At 35.2% G+C, this 19,321-nt stretch carries 15 protein-coding genes; 5 read left to right on the forward strand and 10 right to left on the reverse strand.

Annotated features, from left to right (window positions below; genetic code table 11):
• Positions 1-155: 155 nt before the first annotated feature.
• Together BW946_RS08580 and htpG are read right to left on the reverse strand one after the other, a co-directional pair.
• The gene (locus tag BW946_RS08580) at positions 156-548 is read right to left on the reverse strand and encodes a helix-turn-helix transcriptional regulator (RefSeq protein ID WP_076595785.1); all 393 of its coding nucleotides are present in this window, start codon (positions 546-548) and stop codon (positions 156-158) included.
• A gap of 315 nt (positions 549-863) precedes the next feature.
• Positions 864-2,756 carry a molecular chaperone HtpG gene (gene htpG, locus BW946_RS08585; protein ID WP_076595786.1) on the reverse strand — a complete coding sequence of 631 codons (1,893 nt, stop codon included), beginning with the start codon at positions 2,754-2,756 and terminating at the stop codon, positions 864-866.
• Between the two features lie 152 nt (positions 2,757-2,908).
• Here htpG and BW946_RS08590 point away from each other — a divergent pair, with 152 nt between their 5' ends.
• Entirely contained in the window at positions 2,909-5,803 is a 2,895-nt protein-coding gene (locus BW946_RS08590) for an alpha/beta hydrolase family protein (protein ID WP_076595787.1), read from the forward strand.
• 140 nt (positions 5,804-5,943) lie between these two features.
• Entirely contained in the window at positions 5,944-7,377 is a 1,434-nt protein-coding gene (locus BW946_RS08595; protein ID WP_076595788.1) for a hypothetical protein, read from the forward strand.
• 309 nt (positions 7,378-7,686) lie between these two features.
• On the opposite strand, the gene recA is transcribed toward BW946_RS08595, so the two are convergent.
• From recA to BW946_RS08610, 3 genes are all read right to left on the reverse strand, one after another.
• Entirely contained in the window at positions 7,687-8,688 is a 1,002-nt protein-coding gene (gene recA, locus BW946_RS08600) for a recombinase RecA (RefSeq protein WP_047419990.1), read from the reverse strand.
• A 316-nt stretch (positions 8,689-9,004) separates the two neighbouring features.
• On the reverse strand, positions 9,005-10,255 hold the full coding sequence (locus BW946_RS08605; RefSeq protein ID WP_228402504.1) for an oxygenase MpaB family protein: 1,251 nt from the start codon (positions 10,253-10,255) through the stop codon (positions 9,005-9,007).
• Between the two features lie 12 nt (positions 10,256-10,267).
• Positions 10,268-11,068 (reverse strand): response regulator transcription factor, encoded by an 801-nt coding sequence (locus BW946_RS08610; protein WP_076595789.1) that lies wholly within the window; start codon positions 11,066-11,068, stop codon positions 10,268-10,270.
• Between the two features lie 141 nt (positions 11,069-11,209).
• Here BW946_RS08610 and BW946_RS08615 point away from each other — a divergent pair, with 141 nt between their 5' ends.
• A complete protein-coding gene (locus BW946_RS08615) occupies positions 11,210-13,093 on the forward strand; it encodes a hypothetical protein (protein ID WP_076595790.1) in 1,884 nt (627 codons plus the stop codon).
• Between the two features lie 111 nt (positions 13,094-13,204).
• Here the strand turns inward: BW946_RS08615 and gap are convergent, their stop codons facing one another.
• The 4 genes from gap to BW946_RS08635 all read right to left on the reverse strand — a co-directional run bounded on the left by gap (position 13,205) and on the right by BW946_RS08635 (position 16,607).
• Positions 13,205-14,209 carry a type I glyceraldehyde-3-phosphate dehydrogenase gene (gap, locus tag BW946_RS08620; protein ID WP_076595791.1) on the reverse strand — a complete coding sequence of 335 codons (1,005 nt, stop codon included), beginning with the start codon at positions 14,207-14,209 and terminating at the stop codon, positions 13,205-13,207.
• Positions 14,210-14,241: 32 nt separating this feature from the next.
• Positions 14,242-15,228, reverse strand: coding sequence for a 6-phosphofructokinase (gene pfkA, locus BW946_RS08625; RefSeq protein ID WP_076595792.1), 987 nt, complete (start codon positions 15,226-15,228; stop codon positions 14,242-14,244).
• Positions 15,229-15,311: 83 nt separating this feature from the next.
• Positions 15,312-16,190: a DUF4846 domain-containing protein gene (locus tag BW946_RS08630; protein WP_076595793.1), complete on the reverse strand. Its 879-nt coding sequence runs from the start codon at positions 16,188-16,190 to the stop codon at positions 15,312-15,314.
• 69 nt (positions 16,191-16,259) lie between these two features.
• The gene (locus tag BW946_RS08635) at positions 16,260-16,607 is read right to left on the reverse strand and encodes a winged helix-turn-helix transcriptional regulator (protein WP_076595794.1); all 348 of its coding nucleotides are present in this window, start codon (positions 16,605-16,607) and stop codon (positions 16,260-16,262) included.
• Positions 16,608-16,702: 95 nt separating this feature from the next.
• Here BW946_RS08635 and BW946_RS08640 point away from each other — a divergent pair, with 95 nt between their 5' ends.
• On the forward strand, positions 16,703-17,341 hold the full coding sequence (locus tag BW946_RS08640) for a peroxiredoxin-like family protein (RefSeq protein ID WP_076595795.1): 639 nt from the start codon (positions 16,703-16,705) through the stop codon (positions 17,339-17,341).
• The gene (locus tag BW946_RS08645) at positions 17,338-18,138 is read left to right on the forward strand and encodes a DNA alkylation repair protein (RefSeq protein ID WP_076595796.1); all 801 of its coding nucleotides are present in this window, start codon (positions 17,338-17,340) and stop codon (positions 18,136-18,138) included. Before BW946_RS08640 ends, BW946_RS08645 begins: the two co-directional genes overlap by 4 nt.
• Positions 18,139-18,524: 386 nt before the next feature.
• Here BW946_RS08645 and BW946_RS08650 read toward each other — a convergent pair whose 3' ends face one another.
• Entirely contained in the window at positions 18,525-19,283 is a 759-nt protein-coding gene (locus BW946_RS08650) for a TIGR03915 family putative DNA repair protein (protein ID WP_076595797.1), read from the reverse strand.
• Positions 19,284-19,321 lie beyond the last annotated feature (38 nt).

Below are 19,321 nucleotides of genomic sequence, written 5' to 3' on the forward strand. Positions count from 1 at the left end.
GTTCTCAACCAATTTATGCTTATTTTTGAAGAAAGGCTCAGATTATAAAATCCAAGCCCTGACTTTTTAACTTACACACTTTGTGGGATAGTGTCAAAATGTCACTCCATAATTGAATAGGAGTGACACCAATATTTTTAAAGTTTCAAACTTTCTTACTTTCTTCCTCTCGGTAGACCTTTCAATTCTTCTTTCAGCCTTTCATTTTCTTCTTTTAATAGGGCAATATAGCTTTGTAGGTTTTCAATAATAGCCCCCGGAATATTATCATAATTATTTTGATTCGTAATAATTCCCGCAGAAGAAGATCTGTCATTAAATACAGGATGATCATTATTGATAATTACTGCAGGTTCATCTTCTTCATAAATGTCCTCAAACGGCACATCCAGAAAACGGGCAAGTTTGTCCCATTCATCTTTTACAATTCTTACATCACCGCTTTCTTTTCTGCTGTAATTAGATACATCCGTTGCAATAAAGTCAGCTACCTGCTGTTGGGTGTAGCCTTTCTGTTTTCTGATGAGACGTAATTTTTCTTTTTGCATGACCTACATTTTATACAAAAATGGCAAAAAAGCAGAAGCTATACAATAAAAAGCAGAAAAAATATGCGATAAAGAATAAGATTAAAGATAAAATGAAACTAAACTTAAAAACAGAAGTGTTATCTGATTTAATTGTTGAAAATTTTCTTTGCAGTGGTCGTTTATTTCATAATAACTTCTGATTAATCAAAGATAATGTCTTAAAGGATGAGATTTAAACCTTATAGGTTTCTAAAACCTATAAGGTTTGAATTAGCTATATATAATTTTTTAAACAAAAAAAGACTGCTTCAAAATGAAACAGTCTCTTGTCAATTATTTTTCAAGCTGCTTATAGCTTCTCTGTATAAAATCTGTCAGGTCTTTTCCTTTCAGTAAGTTTTGGGAAAGCTTTGCCAGATCGAGAGCATATTTAATTAGATTTTCTTTCTCTTCTGTATTCTCAGTTTTTAAGATCTGATTAGAAAGCTCACTGTTCGAGTTTACCACAAGATTATACATTTCCGGGAATCCTCCCATTCCAAACATGCCGCCCCCGCCTGTAGCCTGCATTTCTTTCATTCTTCTCATGAATTCAGGCTGCGTAATCGTAAACGGAGCATCATTGCTGTCAAGGTCTTCCAGTTGCACTGTAAATTTTGAATCCTGAATTGCCTCTTCTACATTCTTCTTCAAAGACTCTTTTTCAGTGTCATTCAGTTTTGAAATAACAGGTTCATCTTTTTTGATAAGGTTATTAACGTGATCAGCATCTACTCTCGCAAATGAAATATTTTCTTTTGAAGTTTCCAGTTTTTGAATTACGTGTGAAATGATAGGAGAATCCAATAGCAGAACTTCGTATCCTTTATCTTTTGCAGACTGGATGTAGCTGTGCTGTTCATCTGCGTTTGTAGCATATAATACAACCAGTTTGTTGTCTTTATCAGTTTGCATCGGCTTGATTTTCTCTACCAATTCATCCCAAAGGAAATATTTACCGTCTGTTGTAGGATATAAAGTGAATTTGTCTGCTTTTTCAGCAAATTTTTCTTCAGTAACGATTCCATATTCAATAACAACCTTGATGTCGTTCCATTTTTGTTCATAATCTTCACGGTTTTCATTGATTAAAGAAGCCATTTTGTCGGCAACTTTTTTCGTGATGTAAGATGAAATTTTCTTTACAGCGCCATCTGCCTGAAGATAAGAACGGGAAACATTCAATGGGATATCCGGAGAATCAATTACACCTCTCAGAAGCATCAGAAAATCAGGAACGATTCCTTTTACTTCATCCGTTACAAATACCTGGTTTTGGTATAATTGAATTTTATCTTTGTCAATATTTAAATTGTTGCTCAGTTTCGGGAAGAATAAAATTCCGGTAAGGTTGAAAGGGTAATCAACATTCAGGTGAATATTGAATAAAGGTTCCTCAAACTGCATTGGATACAATTCGTGGTAGAACTTCATATAATCCTCGTTGGTCAGTTCGCTTGGAGCAATCGTCCATGCCGGAACCGGATTGTTGATAATATTGTCCACCTCTTCCGTTTCAGCTACAGCATCTTCAGGAGCATCTTCCGGTAAAGGAAGTGTATGTGTTTTAGTCCCGAATTTAATCGGAACAGGCATAAATTTGTTATATTTTAATAGCAGTTCACGAATTTTTGCTTCTTCTAAAAATTCTACAGAATCTTCAGCAATATGAAGGATAATTTCCGTTCCTCTGTCTGTTTTGTCAGTAGTTTCTTCAAGTGTGAATTCCGGGCTACCATCACAGATCCAACGTACTGCCGGCTCATCTTTATAAGATTTTGTAAGAATTTCTACCTTTTCTGCCACCATGAATGCAGAGTAGAATCCAAGACCAAAGTGTCCGATAATTCCTGAATCCTTTGCAGAGTCTTTATATTTCTCCAAAAATTCTTCAGCTCCTGAGAAGGCAACCTGGTTGATATATTTTTCAACTTCTTCACCTGTCATCCCGATACCTTGGTCAATAATTCGTAAAGTTTTCTGGTCTTTATCAATTTTAACTTCAAGTTTCGGGTTTCCGTATTCCACTTTTGCTTCACCAATGCTTGTCAGGTGTTTTAATTTTAAAGTAGCATCAGTTGCGTTAGAGATTAATTCTCTTAAGAATATTTCGTGGTCACTGTAAAGAAATTTTTTGATAAGCGGGAAAATGTTTTCCACAGATACATTAATATTTCCTTTAGTCATCATATTTTATATTTTAATTATTCAGAATACTTCTCAAAAAAAATACCATGAAGAAGAAAGTGACAGAATGACATTTTTTCAGGCTGAAACAGTCTTGTTATAGAGATTTGTCAAAGAAATATCTTACTTTTAATTCTTAAAATATTTTAAAAATGAAGTTGAAATGTATAGTTTTTATGCTGCTCATCATGACCTTATGGGTATATGGGCAGAAGAAGCCTTTAGACCATTCTGTTTACGACAGCTGGCAAAATATCGGATCTAGAAAAATCTCAAATGACGGAAAATGGATTGCCTATTCTGTAGATGTTCAGGAAGGTAATTCTACCCTTTCTTTATATTCTGTTAAAAATAAAACAACAAAGAAGTTTGCAAGAGCTGCCAAAGTGGATTTTACCCATGATTCCAGGTTTGCTGTTTTTCAAATCCGCCCGCAGTATAAAGATATAAAAGCGGTAAAGGATAAAAGACTGAAGAAGAATAAATTAATGAAAGACAGCCTTGCCATTGTTGATTTCTTCAATGATAAAACAGAGAAAGTTCCGAATGTAAAATCATTTAAAATTCCTGAAAAGGCAGGCTCCTATGTTGCTTATCTTCTGGAAAATATAAAAGATAAATCTTCTGATGATGCTTCTGATAAAGAGGATGGAGATGAAAACAAAGATGAAGAAAAAAATGTAAAACCATTACAGCTGGTAGTGCGAAATCTATTGGATGGAAAAAGTACAACCTATGATAATGTAGTACGTTATGAGTTCAGCAAAAATGGGAAGCAGCTTGTCTTTGTAACAAAAAAACCGGACGAAAAAAAGGATAAAAAAGAGGGGAAAGAATCAACAGATGAAAAATCTGCAGATAAAAAAGATACAGACAAATCAAAGCCGAAGAAATATGCATTGCAAACCGTGCAGGTAGTTGATCTTCAAAAAGGAACGGTCAATAAAATTTCTGAAATGGAAGGAGATTTTTCACAGCTATCTTTTGACGAAGAAGGAAACCAGTTGGCTTATGTAGGAACTTCTTCGGCGCAAAATGACCTAGTGAAATTGTATCAGTTGTATTACTTTAATTTTAAAGGAAACAAAAAAGAAATTGTTACTAATGAAAATGCTCAGATGAAAAAGAATTGGGTAATTTCTGAAAACCGATTACCTATTTTCAGTAAAAACGGAAAACAGCTGTACTTTGGTGTTGCTCCCAAACCTATCGCAAAAGATACGGCAATGATTGCGAATGACCACGCGGTAGTAGATATCTGGAATTACAGAGATGATTATCTGCAAACGGTACAGTTAAAAGAATTGAAAAATGATCTGAAAAAATCTTATGCAGCAGTAATGCAAACGGAAAAACCGGACTTTTTTAGAAATATCGATGGAGAAGATCTGGACACTTTACGACTGGTAAATGAAGGAAATGCAGAATTTGCATTGGGAATTACGAGTATCAATAACAGAATTTCTTCACAATGGGAAGGTGCAACAAAGAAAACCTATTTTCTGATCGACAATAGAACGGGAGACAGAACTGAAATTATTAAAAATCTGAATGGTGCAGCAGCTGTATCTCCGCTTGGTAAATTTGTTGTCATCTTTGACAGAGAAAAAGGGAAGTGGCTGAGCTATAATGTGAAGACCAAACAAACTCTTCCGTTGAATACGGGCTTACCTGTTTCCTTCGTTGACGAGGAATTTGATATGCCGGATTTTCCAAATTCTTATGGAATCGCATCATGGACGGATAAAGATGAATCTGTGATTATCAGAGACCGCTACGATCTTTGGGAGTTTTTCCTGAATGGTTCAAAAAAACCGAGAAATATAACCAATGGATTCGGACGTAAGAATAAAATAACATTTGAGACTTATGATTTGGATAAAGATATTAAAAGCATAAACAGAAAGGTGACAATTTACTTATCAGCATTTGATAATACAACCAAGGCCAACGGGATTTTCAAAACATTTGTTCAGTCAAACGCTGACCCTGTAAAAATTCAGATGGAAAATGTCTGGGGATACAGAACTCTTCAAAAAGCAAAAAATGCTGAAGCATATATTCTGATAAAAGAATCCTACACAGATTCTCCCAATATTTTTGCAACATCAGATTTTTCAGAACAACAAAAACTGAGCAATACCAATCCACAGCAAAAACAATATAACTGGGGAACAGATGAATTGGTAAACTGGACAACACCCAAAGGAAATACTTCGACAGGAGTTTTATACAAACCGGAAGATTTCAATCCGAATAAAAAATATCCTATGATCGTTTATTTCTATGAAAAGCTTTCAGATAATTTAAACCGTTATATAGCACCAGCTCCCACACCTTCAAGATTAAATATTTCTTATTTTGTGAGTAACGGATATCTGGTTTTTACTCCTGACATTTCTTACACAGATGGTTTCCCGGGAGAATCTGCTATGGAATATATTAATTCCGGAGTTGAGAAGTTAAAGCAAAATTCGTGGGTAGATGGTACTAAAATAGGAATTCAGGGACAAAGCTGGGGAGGTTATCAGGTAGCTTATCTTATTGCCCATACTAATATGTATGCCGCTGCATGGAGTGGTGCTCCTGTTGTTAACATGACTTCTGCCTATGGAGGAATCCGGTGGACTTCAGGAATGAACAGACAATTCCAGTATGAAAAATCACAAAGCAGATTAGGGAAAAACTTATGGGAAGCACCCGATCTTTATATTAAGAATTCACCCCTTTTTACTATTGATAAAGTACAAACTCCGGTAGTTATTATGAGTAATGATAAAGATGGAGCAGTACCCTGGTATCAGGGAATAGAAATGTTTACCGCATTACGCCGTCTCGGAAAACCAGTATGGCTTCTGAACTATAATGGGGATGACCATAACCTTGTAAAGCGTCAGAACAGAAAAGATATTCAAATCCGCGAACAGCAGTTTTTTGATTATTATCTTAAAGGCGCTAAAGCTCCGGTCTGGATGACAAAAGGTATCCCGGCAACCCAAAAAGGAAAAGATTGGGGATTTGAGCTGACAGATGATAAACCTAATTAAAAAAATTCCGGCGAAGCCTTTGGCTTCGCTGGAATTTTTTATTATAAAAGCAATGAAGAAGAAACTGACACAATGGCATTTTTTTATGATGGGTCTGTTGAGCACTTTTATTATATTTACCGCCAATTATAAATAACAGTATGGGAATCTTTGATTTTTTTAAGAAAAAGAATAACAGTCAGGAAAATGTAAGTACTCCGGTTCAGAAAATGGATATGCAGGAGGAAAAAGTAGTAGAGCAAATGGTGGAAGAAGTTGTAGAAACAACACAGGAAATCCCTTTACAGCCGCTAGAAGAGCCAAAAGTACATGAAGAATATGAAAAAATCAGGATTTATAATGATTATATCGTCTATTCTATAGCCCTTCAGCTAAGAGGTGAGTATACACCTCTTTCTGCTTTTGAAAAAGAAAATGGAGAGGTAGAAGGTTTTGCCTATATGGTAACTGAAGATGCCTATGCGATTTCTCCACAACAGGCGATTGCTCAAATGGAAGAAAAATTTGAAGGTGAGCTTCAGGGAGGTAAAATCAAATCTTATATGATTCTTTATCATTCTCAGTTTGATCATAACGGTAATCACATTCCGGCCATTCAGGAAGGAGAATTCAAGGGAATTTCACTTGCTTATCATTTTGCCGGTGATGAAAAGAAGAAAACAGGGTTGCCTTATATTTTCGAAAACCAAAATATCACCTATAAAGGTTTTGCAGAGTTCTCTCATGAAGAAAATAATGAGATCATGAATCATCAACTGATTGATGGTAAAAATTATTTTCCAAATACAGAAGGAATTGCGGCTCCTGAAACCACTAATGAAGCTGGGATTATCATCAGAAAATCGAATGTTCATAATCTTGTGAATACATGGAGTGGAGTTTTTGGACATCAGAATTTCCAGACTAAAGATTACGGACAGTACCTTAGCACAGTTTTAATGCAGTCTGCCGTTTCTGATCCTGCTGGAGAAGCCAAAAATAAAACCGAATTTCAAGATGTAAGGTTTAAAACCATTGTTACAGATGAATTGAGTACTATCATTCCTGAAGTGAAAACGAATTACACCCTGGATTTTGAAACCAGATCAATCAGAGAATGGGAAAATGCCCTGAATTTACAGGCGATTGTAGCAGGACCTGCCAGAGATACGTTTGGTGTTTGGTTCTTTGCCACAGATTATGCTGAAAATAGAAATACCTACATGACGCAGCCTCATCTGAAAGTAAATGTCAGCGGAATTATTTTCATTCTTGATGTTCACACAAATACTGATTTACCGGACGGGACTAAAATGAGTGAAGATTTCACTACCTACGCGCCAAGCCAGGATCTTCCTAATTATGCATGTTTTGACTTTATTGGGCAGATTGTAGACTTTAAGGAAACCGAATTGCTTGAAGACGGAAGCGTTAAAGGATATATCTTGAAACTGAAGTTGATCACAAATGAAGAGAATGAAGATTTCTTTACCATTGATGCTTTTGTGAATAAAGAGAATATGAGAATGGAAACACTTACAAAAGGGATGAAAGTAACCGGAGCACTTCAGCTGCAGGGTAAAATTGCTGAATAATTTTTAAAAAATATAAAAGCTTGAGGAGGTTGACCGAAAGGTCGGCCTCTTTTTCATTTGCGTTTTATCTTAAAAGCAAATGAATACAAGATTCGAAGGTGATCTTAAAAAGGCAAAGGGTTGAAACTTTGTTGCTGATGAAGTACTAAGTAATGCATTCGCTCAAAAGAATCAATGAAATTGGTTCTGCCTTTTGCTCTCTTTAAATTGTACAACTTGCAAATAAAAATTTTGCGTTAAAAAAAGCATGTGTGTTTAAAAAACAAAAAAGGCAATCCTAAGACTGCCTTTTCTATATTTTTCTGAAAATTATTTGTTTTTCATTTCTTCCTTGATCTTGTTTTCCAATTCTTCGGAAAGATCAGGATTGTCTTTTAACACATCTTTTACAGCATCACGTCCCTGACCAAGTTTAGTCTCCTCGTAGCTGAACCATGATCCGCTTTTCTTCACAATTCCCATATCCACAGCAGTATCAAGAATTTCACCTACTTTAGAAACTCCTTCACCATACATGATGTCGAATTCCGCCTGCTTGAAAGGAGGGGCTACTTTGTTTTTCACAATCTTCACTTTCACACGGCTACCGATAGCTTCGTCACCTTGTTTGATAGGTGCACTGGCTTTTCTGATATCAATTCTTACAGAAGCGTAGAACTTAAGAGCGTTACCTCCGGTAGTCGTTTCAGGGTTTCCGAACATCACACCAATCTTTTCTCTCAACTGGTTAATGAAAATCACGGTACATTTTGTTCTGGAAATAGTCGCAGTCAATTTTCTTAATGCCTGAGACATCAATCTTGCGTGGAGACCCATTTTAGAATCTCCCATTTCTCCTTCGATCTCTGCTTTTGGAGTAAGAGCAGCTACAGAGTCAATGACAACAATGTCAATAGCTCCAGAACGGATCAGGTTATCAGCAATTTCTAATGCCTGTTCACCGTTGTCTGGCTGAGAAATGATAAGATTTTCAAGATCGATTCCCAGTTTCGCAGCATAAGTTCTGTCAAAAGCGTGCTCTGCATCAATGAATGCTGCAATACCTCCTGCTTTTTGAGCCTCAGCAATAGCATGAAGGGTTAACGTTGTTTTACCTGAAGATTCCGGACCATATATTTCAATGATTCTTCCTTTGGGATATCCGCCTATACCTAAAGCAATATCTAAACCTAAAGAACCGGAAGGAATGACTTCAATGGTATTGTCTATAGATTCATCACCTAAAGTCATTACGGTTCCCTTTCCATATGTTTTATCTAGCTTATCAAGCACTAAAGCGAGTGCTTTTTTCTTATCATCAATGTTACTCATCTCTATTAAAATAATTTCTCAAAAATACATAATTTATAGATCAAAAGCTAATATTATTTATGCCTGAAAGCTGTTTTTAGAGTTAAAAAATGATAAAATTTTACTACTGATCTCATTCATAACGAAGCAGATGCAAAATGTGGTATGGATGATGGAAAAAATTGCAATCTGTTATTTAGAAAGGATGCTGGAAGCTGGAAGAAGGGAGTTATTGAAGCTTGTAAAATGTATTGAACTTAATTTATTACTTTTACTAAGTAAGAGGTATCGTCCAATTGAAACCTCCAGCCTCCATCTTCGGGCTTCCTAACTTATCCTAATGAAAATTTGAATTCTTAGTAATGTTAAGATAATCTTCCAGTACTTTCATCTGATCTTTATTTCCTCTTTGTATTCTGGATTTTCGACTGACAAGTTGATCATAAATTTTGTTGAAAAGTATCTTAGATTTTGGAAACAGCTTTCTGTAAGGAACTTCCGGAATCTGCAATCTTTTACAAACTTCATCATCCAGAAGAAACCAGGTACAGCAGACATGTAGATATTTCAGATTTTTTCTTTGAAATTCAAATTTTAGAATAGGATTTTCCAGTGATTCATCTAAAAGAGAGTGAGCAAGAAGAACAGAATCTTTATCTGAAGGTGGCTGAACGGAAGTCCATAAATAAAAATATTCCGTTGCCTGTTTTTTATCATCAGGGAGGAGCAGCTCCGGAATTCCCAAAAGATAACCTACATATTTCCAAAGATGAAAAATTCCCTGTTCCTCTTCCATAGAAAAGCGATTTCCCAGTTTCTGAAGGCTGTGAAGAAATACCAGACTGAACCCAATATACGTTGCCATCATATCCCATGAATTGATAGGCTCTCCCCAGTTGTGGGTGTCCCAGTTTTTATAATGTTTTTTTATGGAAAGTCTGGCATAAGAGTGAATCAATCGGGTTTTTATAGCAAATTCATAGCCTTTAGCATGAACTTCAAGCGCGTTGTAGCGGGTAGCATTTACCCAAAAGTCCAGGGTTTCTGAAAGACGCTTCACGGCTCCTTTTTTCAGTGCTTCTGTCACAATGAGCGGTTTATTGAGGTAAGCATAATCATAACCGCCAATCAGGCAATAATCTCTCAGGGAAATCAAAGAATCAAGGTTGCTTCTCATACAAAGTTCAGCACCGCTTTTAAGTAAATTATAATCCAGCCATTCAGGAATTTTTTGCGTTTGGCCAAACATTTTTTTTACACTTTCAGGAACTGAATCTGTTTCAGAAACACCATTTCTGATGTAATGTTCAATCTCCCTGGAAGCTTCATGGAATTTTTTAGTCAAATAAACATCTTTTACCACCTCATCACCAACCTCATCGGTATGATGAAAATAGGGAGAAAATTTTTCAAAATGTTCAAAACTTACTTCTGCTCCGGAAAATTCTATAAGCTGCTTTCCATTACCATATTCCCAAAAGTTCCTGAAGTGAGGAGCATCTTTAAAACGGGGTTGTATCATGTTCATTCCTTTATCTATAAAAGTACAAGTTTTATGCTGAACTTCTTCGGTGAGATTTATCAGCATTATGATTGATTTCTACAGATATCCCCATTCAAAGGTTTTTTTGATCAGCTCCGAGCTGTTTTTGCAGTCTGATTTTCTTAGAATATTTTTTCTGTGGGTCCGAACAGTTTCTTCAGAAATATGTAACAGATTGGATATTCTTCCTGTGGGGTATCCTTTCGCAATACAATTAATGATCTCAACTTCTCTTTTTGTAAAAATGACAGGGGTAGATTCAGTAGATTTATTTTTTTCTATCCATTGCATCTGGTGAAAATCTTCCCGTCCGTTAATGCCGGAGACGAGTACAATATAAGAATTTTGGTGCGTGATGTGTTCAATATTGGTATGGATGTTAACTGCCTGTAAAAGCCTGCCATTTTCATCTTTATACGTGTGTAAAGCCTGATGATGAAACAGTTCATAATTGCCTTTTGAAGTTCTCATTCTGAAGCAGTAGCTGGTTTTCAGTTCCTGCTGATAATCAAAACCGTCAATTTCTTTTATTTTTTCTATAGACATTCTTTCGGCTTCCATCACAAATTCTATGTCGTCGGGATGAATGAGGTCTATAATTTCTTTCAGATGGACAGGATGTTTATGGAGACCATGTATTGCTAAAATATCTTCCTCTTGATTACAAATGATGGTACTGTCTGCAAAATTAATGACATAATAATAGAATTTCCCGGGAGCAAAAATTTCTCCGATTATATTTTCAATGGTGGGAACGGGTAATATTCTGCTGTCGTTCTGCAAAATTTCAGGATAGTCATTCCAGACCTTAATGAGGGGATGAGGTCTTTTTGCGTGAGTCAAATGTTTTTTCGTCATGGCTAATGTTTTCTTAAAAATAATAAAATTATGTTAAATAAAATCACCCTTTTGTGGTATTTCTTGTGGCAGGTAAGTGTTGTAGCTTTAAATAAAGATATGACCATTTCAAAAAAACTTTAATCTGAAAAATAAATAACCATGAAAACAAAAATTGTATTGCTGTTTTTATTCTGGACTTTTATAGTCTGGGGACAGGAAAAGAAGGCTTTAGATAAAGATAAGCAAGAAGCTGAAAAGATTTTTAGAAGCTTAGGAGAAACATATTCAGAATACTTGGATTCTTATAAGAAAACAAACGAAAAATTACAAGAACTGAATAAAAACCTAACTGGAAAATCAGAAGCAAACTACTTAGTACAAATTCAAGAGCAATATAAACGTGCAAATGCTTATAATGATACGTTGGCCTTAAAACATCAGCTATTTTTAAATTACAAAGGTGTTTATAAAGATAGAGGAGTTGATGAGAAGGAGATAGATAAATGGTATGGATATACAAATGAGTCTTTTTCTAAATCTCAAGGTCCTACATCAGCTGATGATTCAAAAGTTTTTATCTATTATGGGGAAAATAAAGTGGTTGATGAAGATTTTCTAAAAGATAAAAATGATAAAAACTCACAAATTGTGAGGAGCATATTAAATAATAAAGGAAAAGAAAACTACTTTGGAGATATTACGATTCCTTATGATAATCAAGAGTTTTATTTCTATAAATATTATTTAAAAGAGGAGATAAAAAAAATAGTAGATAGTGTAGATACTATTGAAAAAAAAATGGATAAGAATCATGTACTTTCTCAATCTGAAAAAGATTTTATTAAAAAAAATAAATTTGTTTTAGAGAAAAAGAATGGTAGGGGAGATTATATAATTGATCCTGATAAGAAATTTAAATTTAAAAAATTGGATGTAGATATAAGAGATGGCTATTTTTATGATATCAGAGTTTTGGTTGAGGATTATGAGGGAAATAACCATGTTTTTACTAATCAAATAGGACTAAGTATTTTGTTTTTTTCTCAGTACAGCACTCTAAAAATGATGTATTACAAAAATTCAATTCGAAAAAATGCGCTAGTTGAAAATCAGGAATATACTGATGAAAATCTCAATAATTTATATATAAACCTTTCGGATGTTATGAATTATACTTATAAAATGGGTAATCATTATATTCCACATGACCTAATTTTGGAACTGCCTGAGAAGCCTGAAGAAAATAATAAAGTTAATGCTACGTATCAAATAAAGCAAGAAACTTATCTGGAAAAAATATTGGAATTAAGAGCTTATACAGATTTTCTTACTCTTTTTGGAGGTTCTAAAAACGGCTTGGCACAAGTTGAGGGAAGAGCTAAGTTTTATCTTTTTCCTTATCCGTTTCGTTTCTTTGGCAGTAGGAGAACACTTGGCCAAATTGAGTATTTTCCTTCGGTTTCTCCCTATGTAAATTATTCAAGATTTGAAAATGATTCTAAATTTGTGAATACGATCTTTGATACTGAAAAGAATCAATTTCAAATAGAAAATGATAGGAATCTTGGATTAATAGAGAAACGTTATCTTACTATGGGATTAGATTTGGAGGTATTGAAATGGCAAAATAAAAATGCTCCTGTTAGAATAAGCTTATATGGTTTGGTCAATTATAATATATCTCAGGTAAATATCTCAGTTAGTGAAGAGGAAGAGAAAACAGAAGATGTAAAGTCGATGGGATGTGGAGGTGGTTTTCATTTAAGTGCAAAGCGTTTTAATAATTTCGGATTTGACTATAAAGCGGATATTTCATGGTATAATTATAGAAACTTTAATACTGTTAAAAATATAGACCTGCCCTCAGTAATTCCTGTATTCAGACATGAGGCAGAGATTTTTTATCACCCTAATGGAAGCCCTAATCAAGCAATTTTTGCACGTTTAATAACATTTAATTATATGGGGGGTAATAGCCAAGCTTTTTACCAATTTCAATTTGGATATAAATTTTCTATAGGCAATAGGGCGGTGAATAAATAGTCTATTATTTAATCCGACTATAATTTTAAAATATTCTTTTCATTACATAAGATAATAAAAACAAAAACCTTCCCATCGGGAAGGTTTTATATTATTCATTGCTTATTCTTATTATAAAGAAGCAGCGTGTACAAGCATATCTACCAACTTGTTAGAGTAACCCATTTCGTTGTCATACCAGGAAACAAGTTTCACGAAGTTAGGAGAAAGCATGATACCAGCATCTTTGTCGAAGATAGAAGTTCTCTTATCTCCTACGAAATCCTGAGATACTACAGCTTCTTCAGTATATCCAAGGATACCTTTCAATTCACCTTCAGAAGCAGCTTTGATTACTGAACAGATTTCGTCATAAGAAGCAGCCTTTTCAATTCTCACTGTTAAATCTACTACAGAAACATCAACTGTAGGTACTCTGAAAGACATACCAGTTAATTTTCCGTTTAGTGAAGGGATTACTTTTCCTACCGCTTTAGCAGCACCTGTAGAAGAAGGGATGATGTTGTTTAGAGCAGCTCTACCACCTCTCCAGTCTTTCATTGAAGGACCGTCAACCGTCTTCTGAGTAGCTGTTGTAGCGTGTACAGTAGTCATTAAACCTTCTACGATTCCGAAGTTATCGTGGATTACTTTAGCTAAAGGAGCTAAACAGTTTGTAGTACAAGAAGCGTTTGATAAGATTTTGATATCATCAGTAAGTTCCTTGTGGTTTACACCCATTACGAACATTGGAGTATCATCTTTAGAAGGAGCAGAAAGGATTACTTTCTTAGCACCTGCAGTAATGTGTTTTGCAGCGCTTTCTTTATCTAAGAATAAACCAGTAGATTCTACTACGTAATCTGCACCAATTTCATTCCATTTTAGGTTGCTTGGGTCTTTTTCAGCAGTTACTCTGATTCTTTTTCCGTTTACTACAAGATCATTTCCTTCTACAGAAACTTCACCTGGGAAAATACCGTGTACAGAGTCATATTTTAACATGTAAGCCATGTATTCTGCATTGATCAGGTCATTGATTCCTACAACTTCAATGTTGTCTCTTTCAGTCATTGCTCTGAAAACAAGACGTCCAATTCTACCAAAACCGTTGATACCTACTTTAATTGTTGACATAATAGTTTGTTTTTATTAGATTATAAAAATAATTAGATTGCTAAAATTTCTGAAATCAGTAAAAGATCTTTATTGATTTCATTATGTTTTTTAATGGCTTCTTCAATTGGCGTGTACGTCAGATCGTTGGAACGCATTCCTGCCATTACATTGGTTTGTCCTTCCATTAATCCGGTTACTGCTCCATAGCCCAGTCGGCTTGCCAAAACCCTGTCTGCACAGCTTGGAGAACCTCCTCTCTGCATATGACCCAAAACCGCTACACGAATATCATAATCAGGAAATGTCTGTTTTGTTTTTTCTGCAAGTTCGTACACATTGGCTAGTTTTTCACCTTCTGCAACAACCACAATGCTTGATGCCTTTCCGGTTTTTTCTGCGTCCCTGAATTTCGTGAAAAGCTCATCAATACTGTCTTTTTTCTCAGGAATTAAAATATCCAGAGCACCTGTCGCCAATCCACTGTTTAAAGCAATAAAACCAGCATCACGACCCATTACTTCCACAAAGAAAACCCTGTTGTGGGAAGTAGCTGTATCACGGATTTTGTCAATGGCATCCATAGCAGTATTCAAAGCAGTATCATAACCGATGGTGTTATCCGTACCGAAAATATCATTGTCGATTGTTCCGGGAATACCGATTACCCTTATTCCGAATTCTTCATTAAAGATCTTTGCACCGGTAAAAGTTCCGTCTCCTCCAATACATACCAATCCGTCTATCCCAAGTTTTACGCAGTTGTCGTAAGCTTTCTGACGGCCTTCCTTTGTTCTGAACTCGGCGGATCTGGCAGATTTTAGAATGGTTCCGCCCTGATTGATTATATTTTTTACGGAACGAGCTCCCATTTTCAGGAAATCATTGTTGATAAGGCCGTTGTAGCCTTCCCTCACTCCGTAGCATTCGATATTATAGTAATTGGCGGTTCTTACTACCGCTCTTAATGCCGCATTCATACCCGGAGAGTCACCCCCTGAAGTAAGAACTGCAATCTTTTTTACAGCACTCTCTTTCATCAAGTAAAAAATTTCGAACACAAATTTACAAAAACAAGTTCAGATTATCGTATTAACTTTCCAATAGTTTTGAATATAAATTATTAAAAGCTTCTGAAGTTTGCAGGCTTAAAAAAATATCGTGCAGTTTTTGTTTCCGCAGCATTCACGTCAAGATCGTACCATGGCGTAAAATAGGGATTAAACGGATTTGAAAGCACATGTACCGACTGAGCAGGTGTGAATCCTTCACTCAATAAAAACAATCTTTCCCCTTTCTGATTTTGGCAGGCTCCGGAAATAAAAACGATATGTCCCGGACTTCCCGGTGTGATCAGAATATCTCCTGTTTTCAGATCAGAATTCCTCATTACCGGCTTTGTTTCTTTGTTTAATGAAATGGTTCCGGCATAATTAAAAATCAGATCCAGATAATTTCTGAAACTGTTATAAGAATCATCAAAGGCTGCAGTTTTTCTGAAACTAACAGAATTTCCATTCACCAAAGCTCTCGTTCCGTTTTTATAATCATTCCAGCTGAGAAGATCACCGCTCGTAAAATGAAATTTAATTTCGTTAAATTTTTTCGACTTATAAAGATATTCAGCTCTCATGCGGATAGCGGCATCAGCACATTGCTGAAGATCCTTATTTCCGGTATCAATATCAAAAACAGCTTCATGAAGCTGCTGGGTAGAAATAGGAACTCCATCATATTTTAAAATCTGACTTCCATAGGGTTTCAGCTTAAAATTTTCAATAAAATATCCGAAAGAACCGGGTTTTTCTTCAATCCATTCATAACCTTCCGGAGGAGAAAATCTTTCCCGGATGGTGTTTTTATTTTTATTGATTTTTAAAGCATTTTCTGAAATTAAATGCTCATTCTTATCTGGCTCCTCCAACAGACGGTCTGATGGCTTTTCTTTGATACAGCCTGTGAAAATTAAAAATACTGTGATTCCGGTGAAAATTTTTTTCATGCGTTTTTTTAGTTGACACAAATATCATTTTTTTTTCACAGATCTGTCACTATATAATCTGAAAATCTGCTAGTTTAATGACTCTTCGTTCTCAGGAATCAATAATTTTCCCCAATCATTCAATTGCCAGAGGATTTCCACAAGCTTTTCACCAAGCTCCGTCAAAGTATACTCAACTCTAGGAGGAAGTTCATTAAAAGACTGTTTGGTTAAAATACTATCTTCCACCATCTCGGCCAGCTGTTGATTCAAAACTCTGCGGTCTACTTTTGCAATACCGCGTAAAAACTCGCTGGGACGTTTTTTTCCTTCATTAATCTGCCACACAATAGGAATTTTCCATTTTCCACTGATGCTATTAACAGCAACTTCCAACGGACATATTTTATTTTCTTCAGCTTTTCCCTTTGTTTCCATAAAATTGACTTTTTTATCCCTATGGGTGAAAAATATGCGGTATTGCCTATTCTTAAAGGCTTTTAGACCTTTGTAAAAATAATAAATTAAAAATAATGAATCCCCTGGCCATACAGATTGAGCAATTGAATCAGGAACTTTCTTCACAACTCCCGCAAGACATTTTAAATGCATTCGGAAACTCGGTTGAAGATTTAAAAACAAAAAATATGGGAGATAACAGTATTCAGGCTGGACAGCAGATGCCGGAATTTTCACTGCCTGATGCCTATGGTGAAAACATACATTCTACACAAATTCTTAAAAAAGGAAAAATGATTCTGGCCTTTTACAGAGGAAGCTGGTGTCCTTACTGTAATCTGGAATTGAAATTTTTGCAGGATAATCTCTCAAGATTAAAAGAAAAGAATGCTGTTTTGGTCGCCATTTCTCCTCAAAATCCTGATCACTCTCTTACAATGGTTGAAAAAAATAATCTTGAATTTGAAGTGCTGACCGATCATAATAATGATTTTGCAAAAAAACTGGGTATTGTTTTTCAGCTGCAGGATTTCGTATTACCTTATTATCAGAACTTAGGAATTGATCTTTCTCTTTTCAACAATAATAAAGAAAATACATTACCTGTTCCTGCTGTTTTTGTAGTGGATGAAAATAGTAAGATTGTATATAAATTTTTAGATGTAAATTACATGAACAGAGTAGATATAGAAGAATTAATACAGAAATTATGACAGAAAAAAGAAAAGGAGCCCGATCCATCAAAGATATTCCACCGGATATTCTGGACCAGCTGAACAGGGGAGAAATTGAAACCGCCAACCTTACAGAATGGCTCGCTGTAGATCAAAGGCTGCTGCTGGAAAATCTGCTTTTGCAGAATGACCGCAAAGAATACCTGATGCCTGTTTTAGATAATGTAGACAAACTGAAAAAACAAACTGTCAATTCTATTAATGAAACAATAGGAATTGGTTTGCTTAATCTTGCTGTGAAAAATAAAGATGATGAATTTCTATTGAAATTACCTGCTCATAAGGCAGATCTTGTTCGTTGCTGGGCTGCTTATACTATTGGAAGGAATAGGGATTTACAACTTAAAGAAAAATTAAATAGAATCAAGTCATTCGCTGCCGACTCTCATTTTGGAGTAAGGGAAATCTGCTGGATGACAGTACGTCCGGATATCGCCAGAAATCTTGAGGAAAGTTTATCACTTTTATCAGAATGGACAGTTCATGACAATGAAAATGTAAGACGTTTTGCCAGCGAATCTACAAGACCAAGAGGAGTCTGGTGTGAACATATTGATGCTTTAAAACAAAATCCCGGACTCGGACTGGAAATTTTGGATCCTTTACGATCGGATTCTTCCCGATATGTGCAGGATAGTGTTGGCAACTGGCTGAATGATGCCAGCAAATCACAACCCGAATTTGTAGTGGAAATCTGTGATGAATGGCTTAGGGAAAGTCCTACAAAAGAGACGCAGTATATCATAAAGAAAGCCCTGCGAACCCTTAAAAAGTAAGAGTTATCCACAAATCAAAAATACGAAAGCAGTATTTTAGTATATATGTTGCGTGTTTTCAGATTTTTAACTGATTGTACCCAACCCTATGTTATCATTGAACACATAATATTTCAGCTACATTCCGAATAAAAATAAGTTGAAAAAAATCTTATATTAACGGTATGTTAACTGAGAAAAGTTATCCACAATATGAGTTTTACATGAATGTGAATTATATCTGTTATAAAATGAGAGTGTTAAGTAATTTACTTCAGAAAACAACTTAAAATGATCTGTTTTTTAGCCGAAATAAAAAGTTATCCACAATATGAGATTTTGAATCAAAATTTAGATTCATAAATCAGCTTAATCAGCGGAAATATTATAAATTTTTGAGAATGCGGTTACCATTTTTCCGTCAGATATTTCCAGTATCTTTTTGGTACATGTTGAATATGGAGCTTCATATTTTTTCGTTCTACAATGTTGGTTTTTGTAAAATATCGCTGCCAAAGCACCTGATAACTTTTTTCTTCATCATGAAAATTCTGCTGATAATGATGGAGGTCAATTTTTTCATCAGGGTAGAAAAAATCACAGGTGTCCAGATCATAAAGAAGTCCGTAGTTTCTTCGCAGATCATAGATCATCCATTTCTGATCCTGGTACCGGTCTTTAAAATGTTTTCTGATCAAAGGAAGAACATTGAAGTCGGGGTCTGTTTTGGAGAAAAAAACACCATCCTGCATTTTTTCAAAGCGCACAAAAGCTGTCATTCTGTGTCTTTCCCTATCCACGGATTTGCAGATTTTTGAAATTTTTAAAACATCAGAATCGGCAAAGTTTTCCAGAATATTGTTTTGCGGATGTTTTACAGACTGCCTTACCGCAGATAAGATGAGGTTTTCCAGATTTGGATCTTCGGATAAAAAAACTTTCAAAAGTTGATAAATGCCCTGCTTTCCAATATTCTGTTCCAGTTTATTCAGAACCCTTTCAGATTTATCCGGTTGGGTAATGACTTCATGTATCTCTGCGAAAATATTTTCCTGATGAAACCTGTCTCTATTGGCAATCTCCACATCCTTATAACGGTATTCGAAAACTTCAAATATCGCAGTAAAAAGGCCTTCAAAGCTGCCATCGTAGAGCAAGGTTGTCATATATTTAATTTAAAATTTATTTGTGCTTGTCATTCTGA

The sequence above is a fragment of the Chryseobacterium sp. RU33C genome (assembly GCF_900156015.1).
Lineage (GTDB): Bacteria > Bacteroidota > Bacteroidia > Flavobacteriales > Weeksellaceae > Chryseobacterium > Chryseobacterium candidae.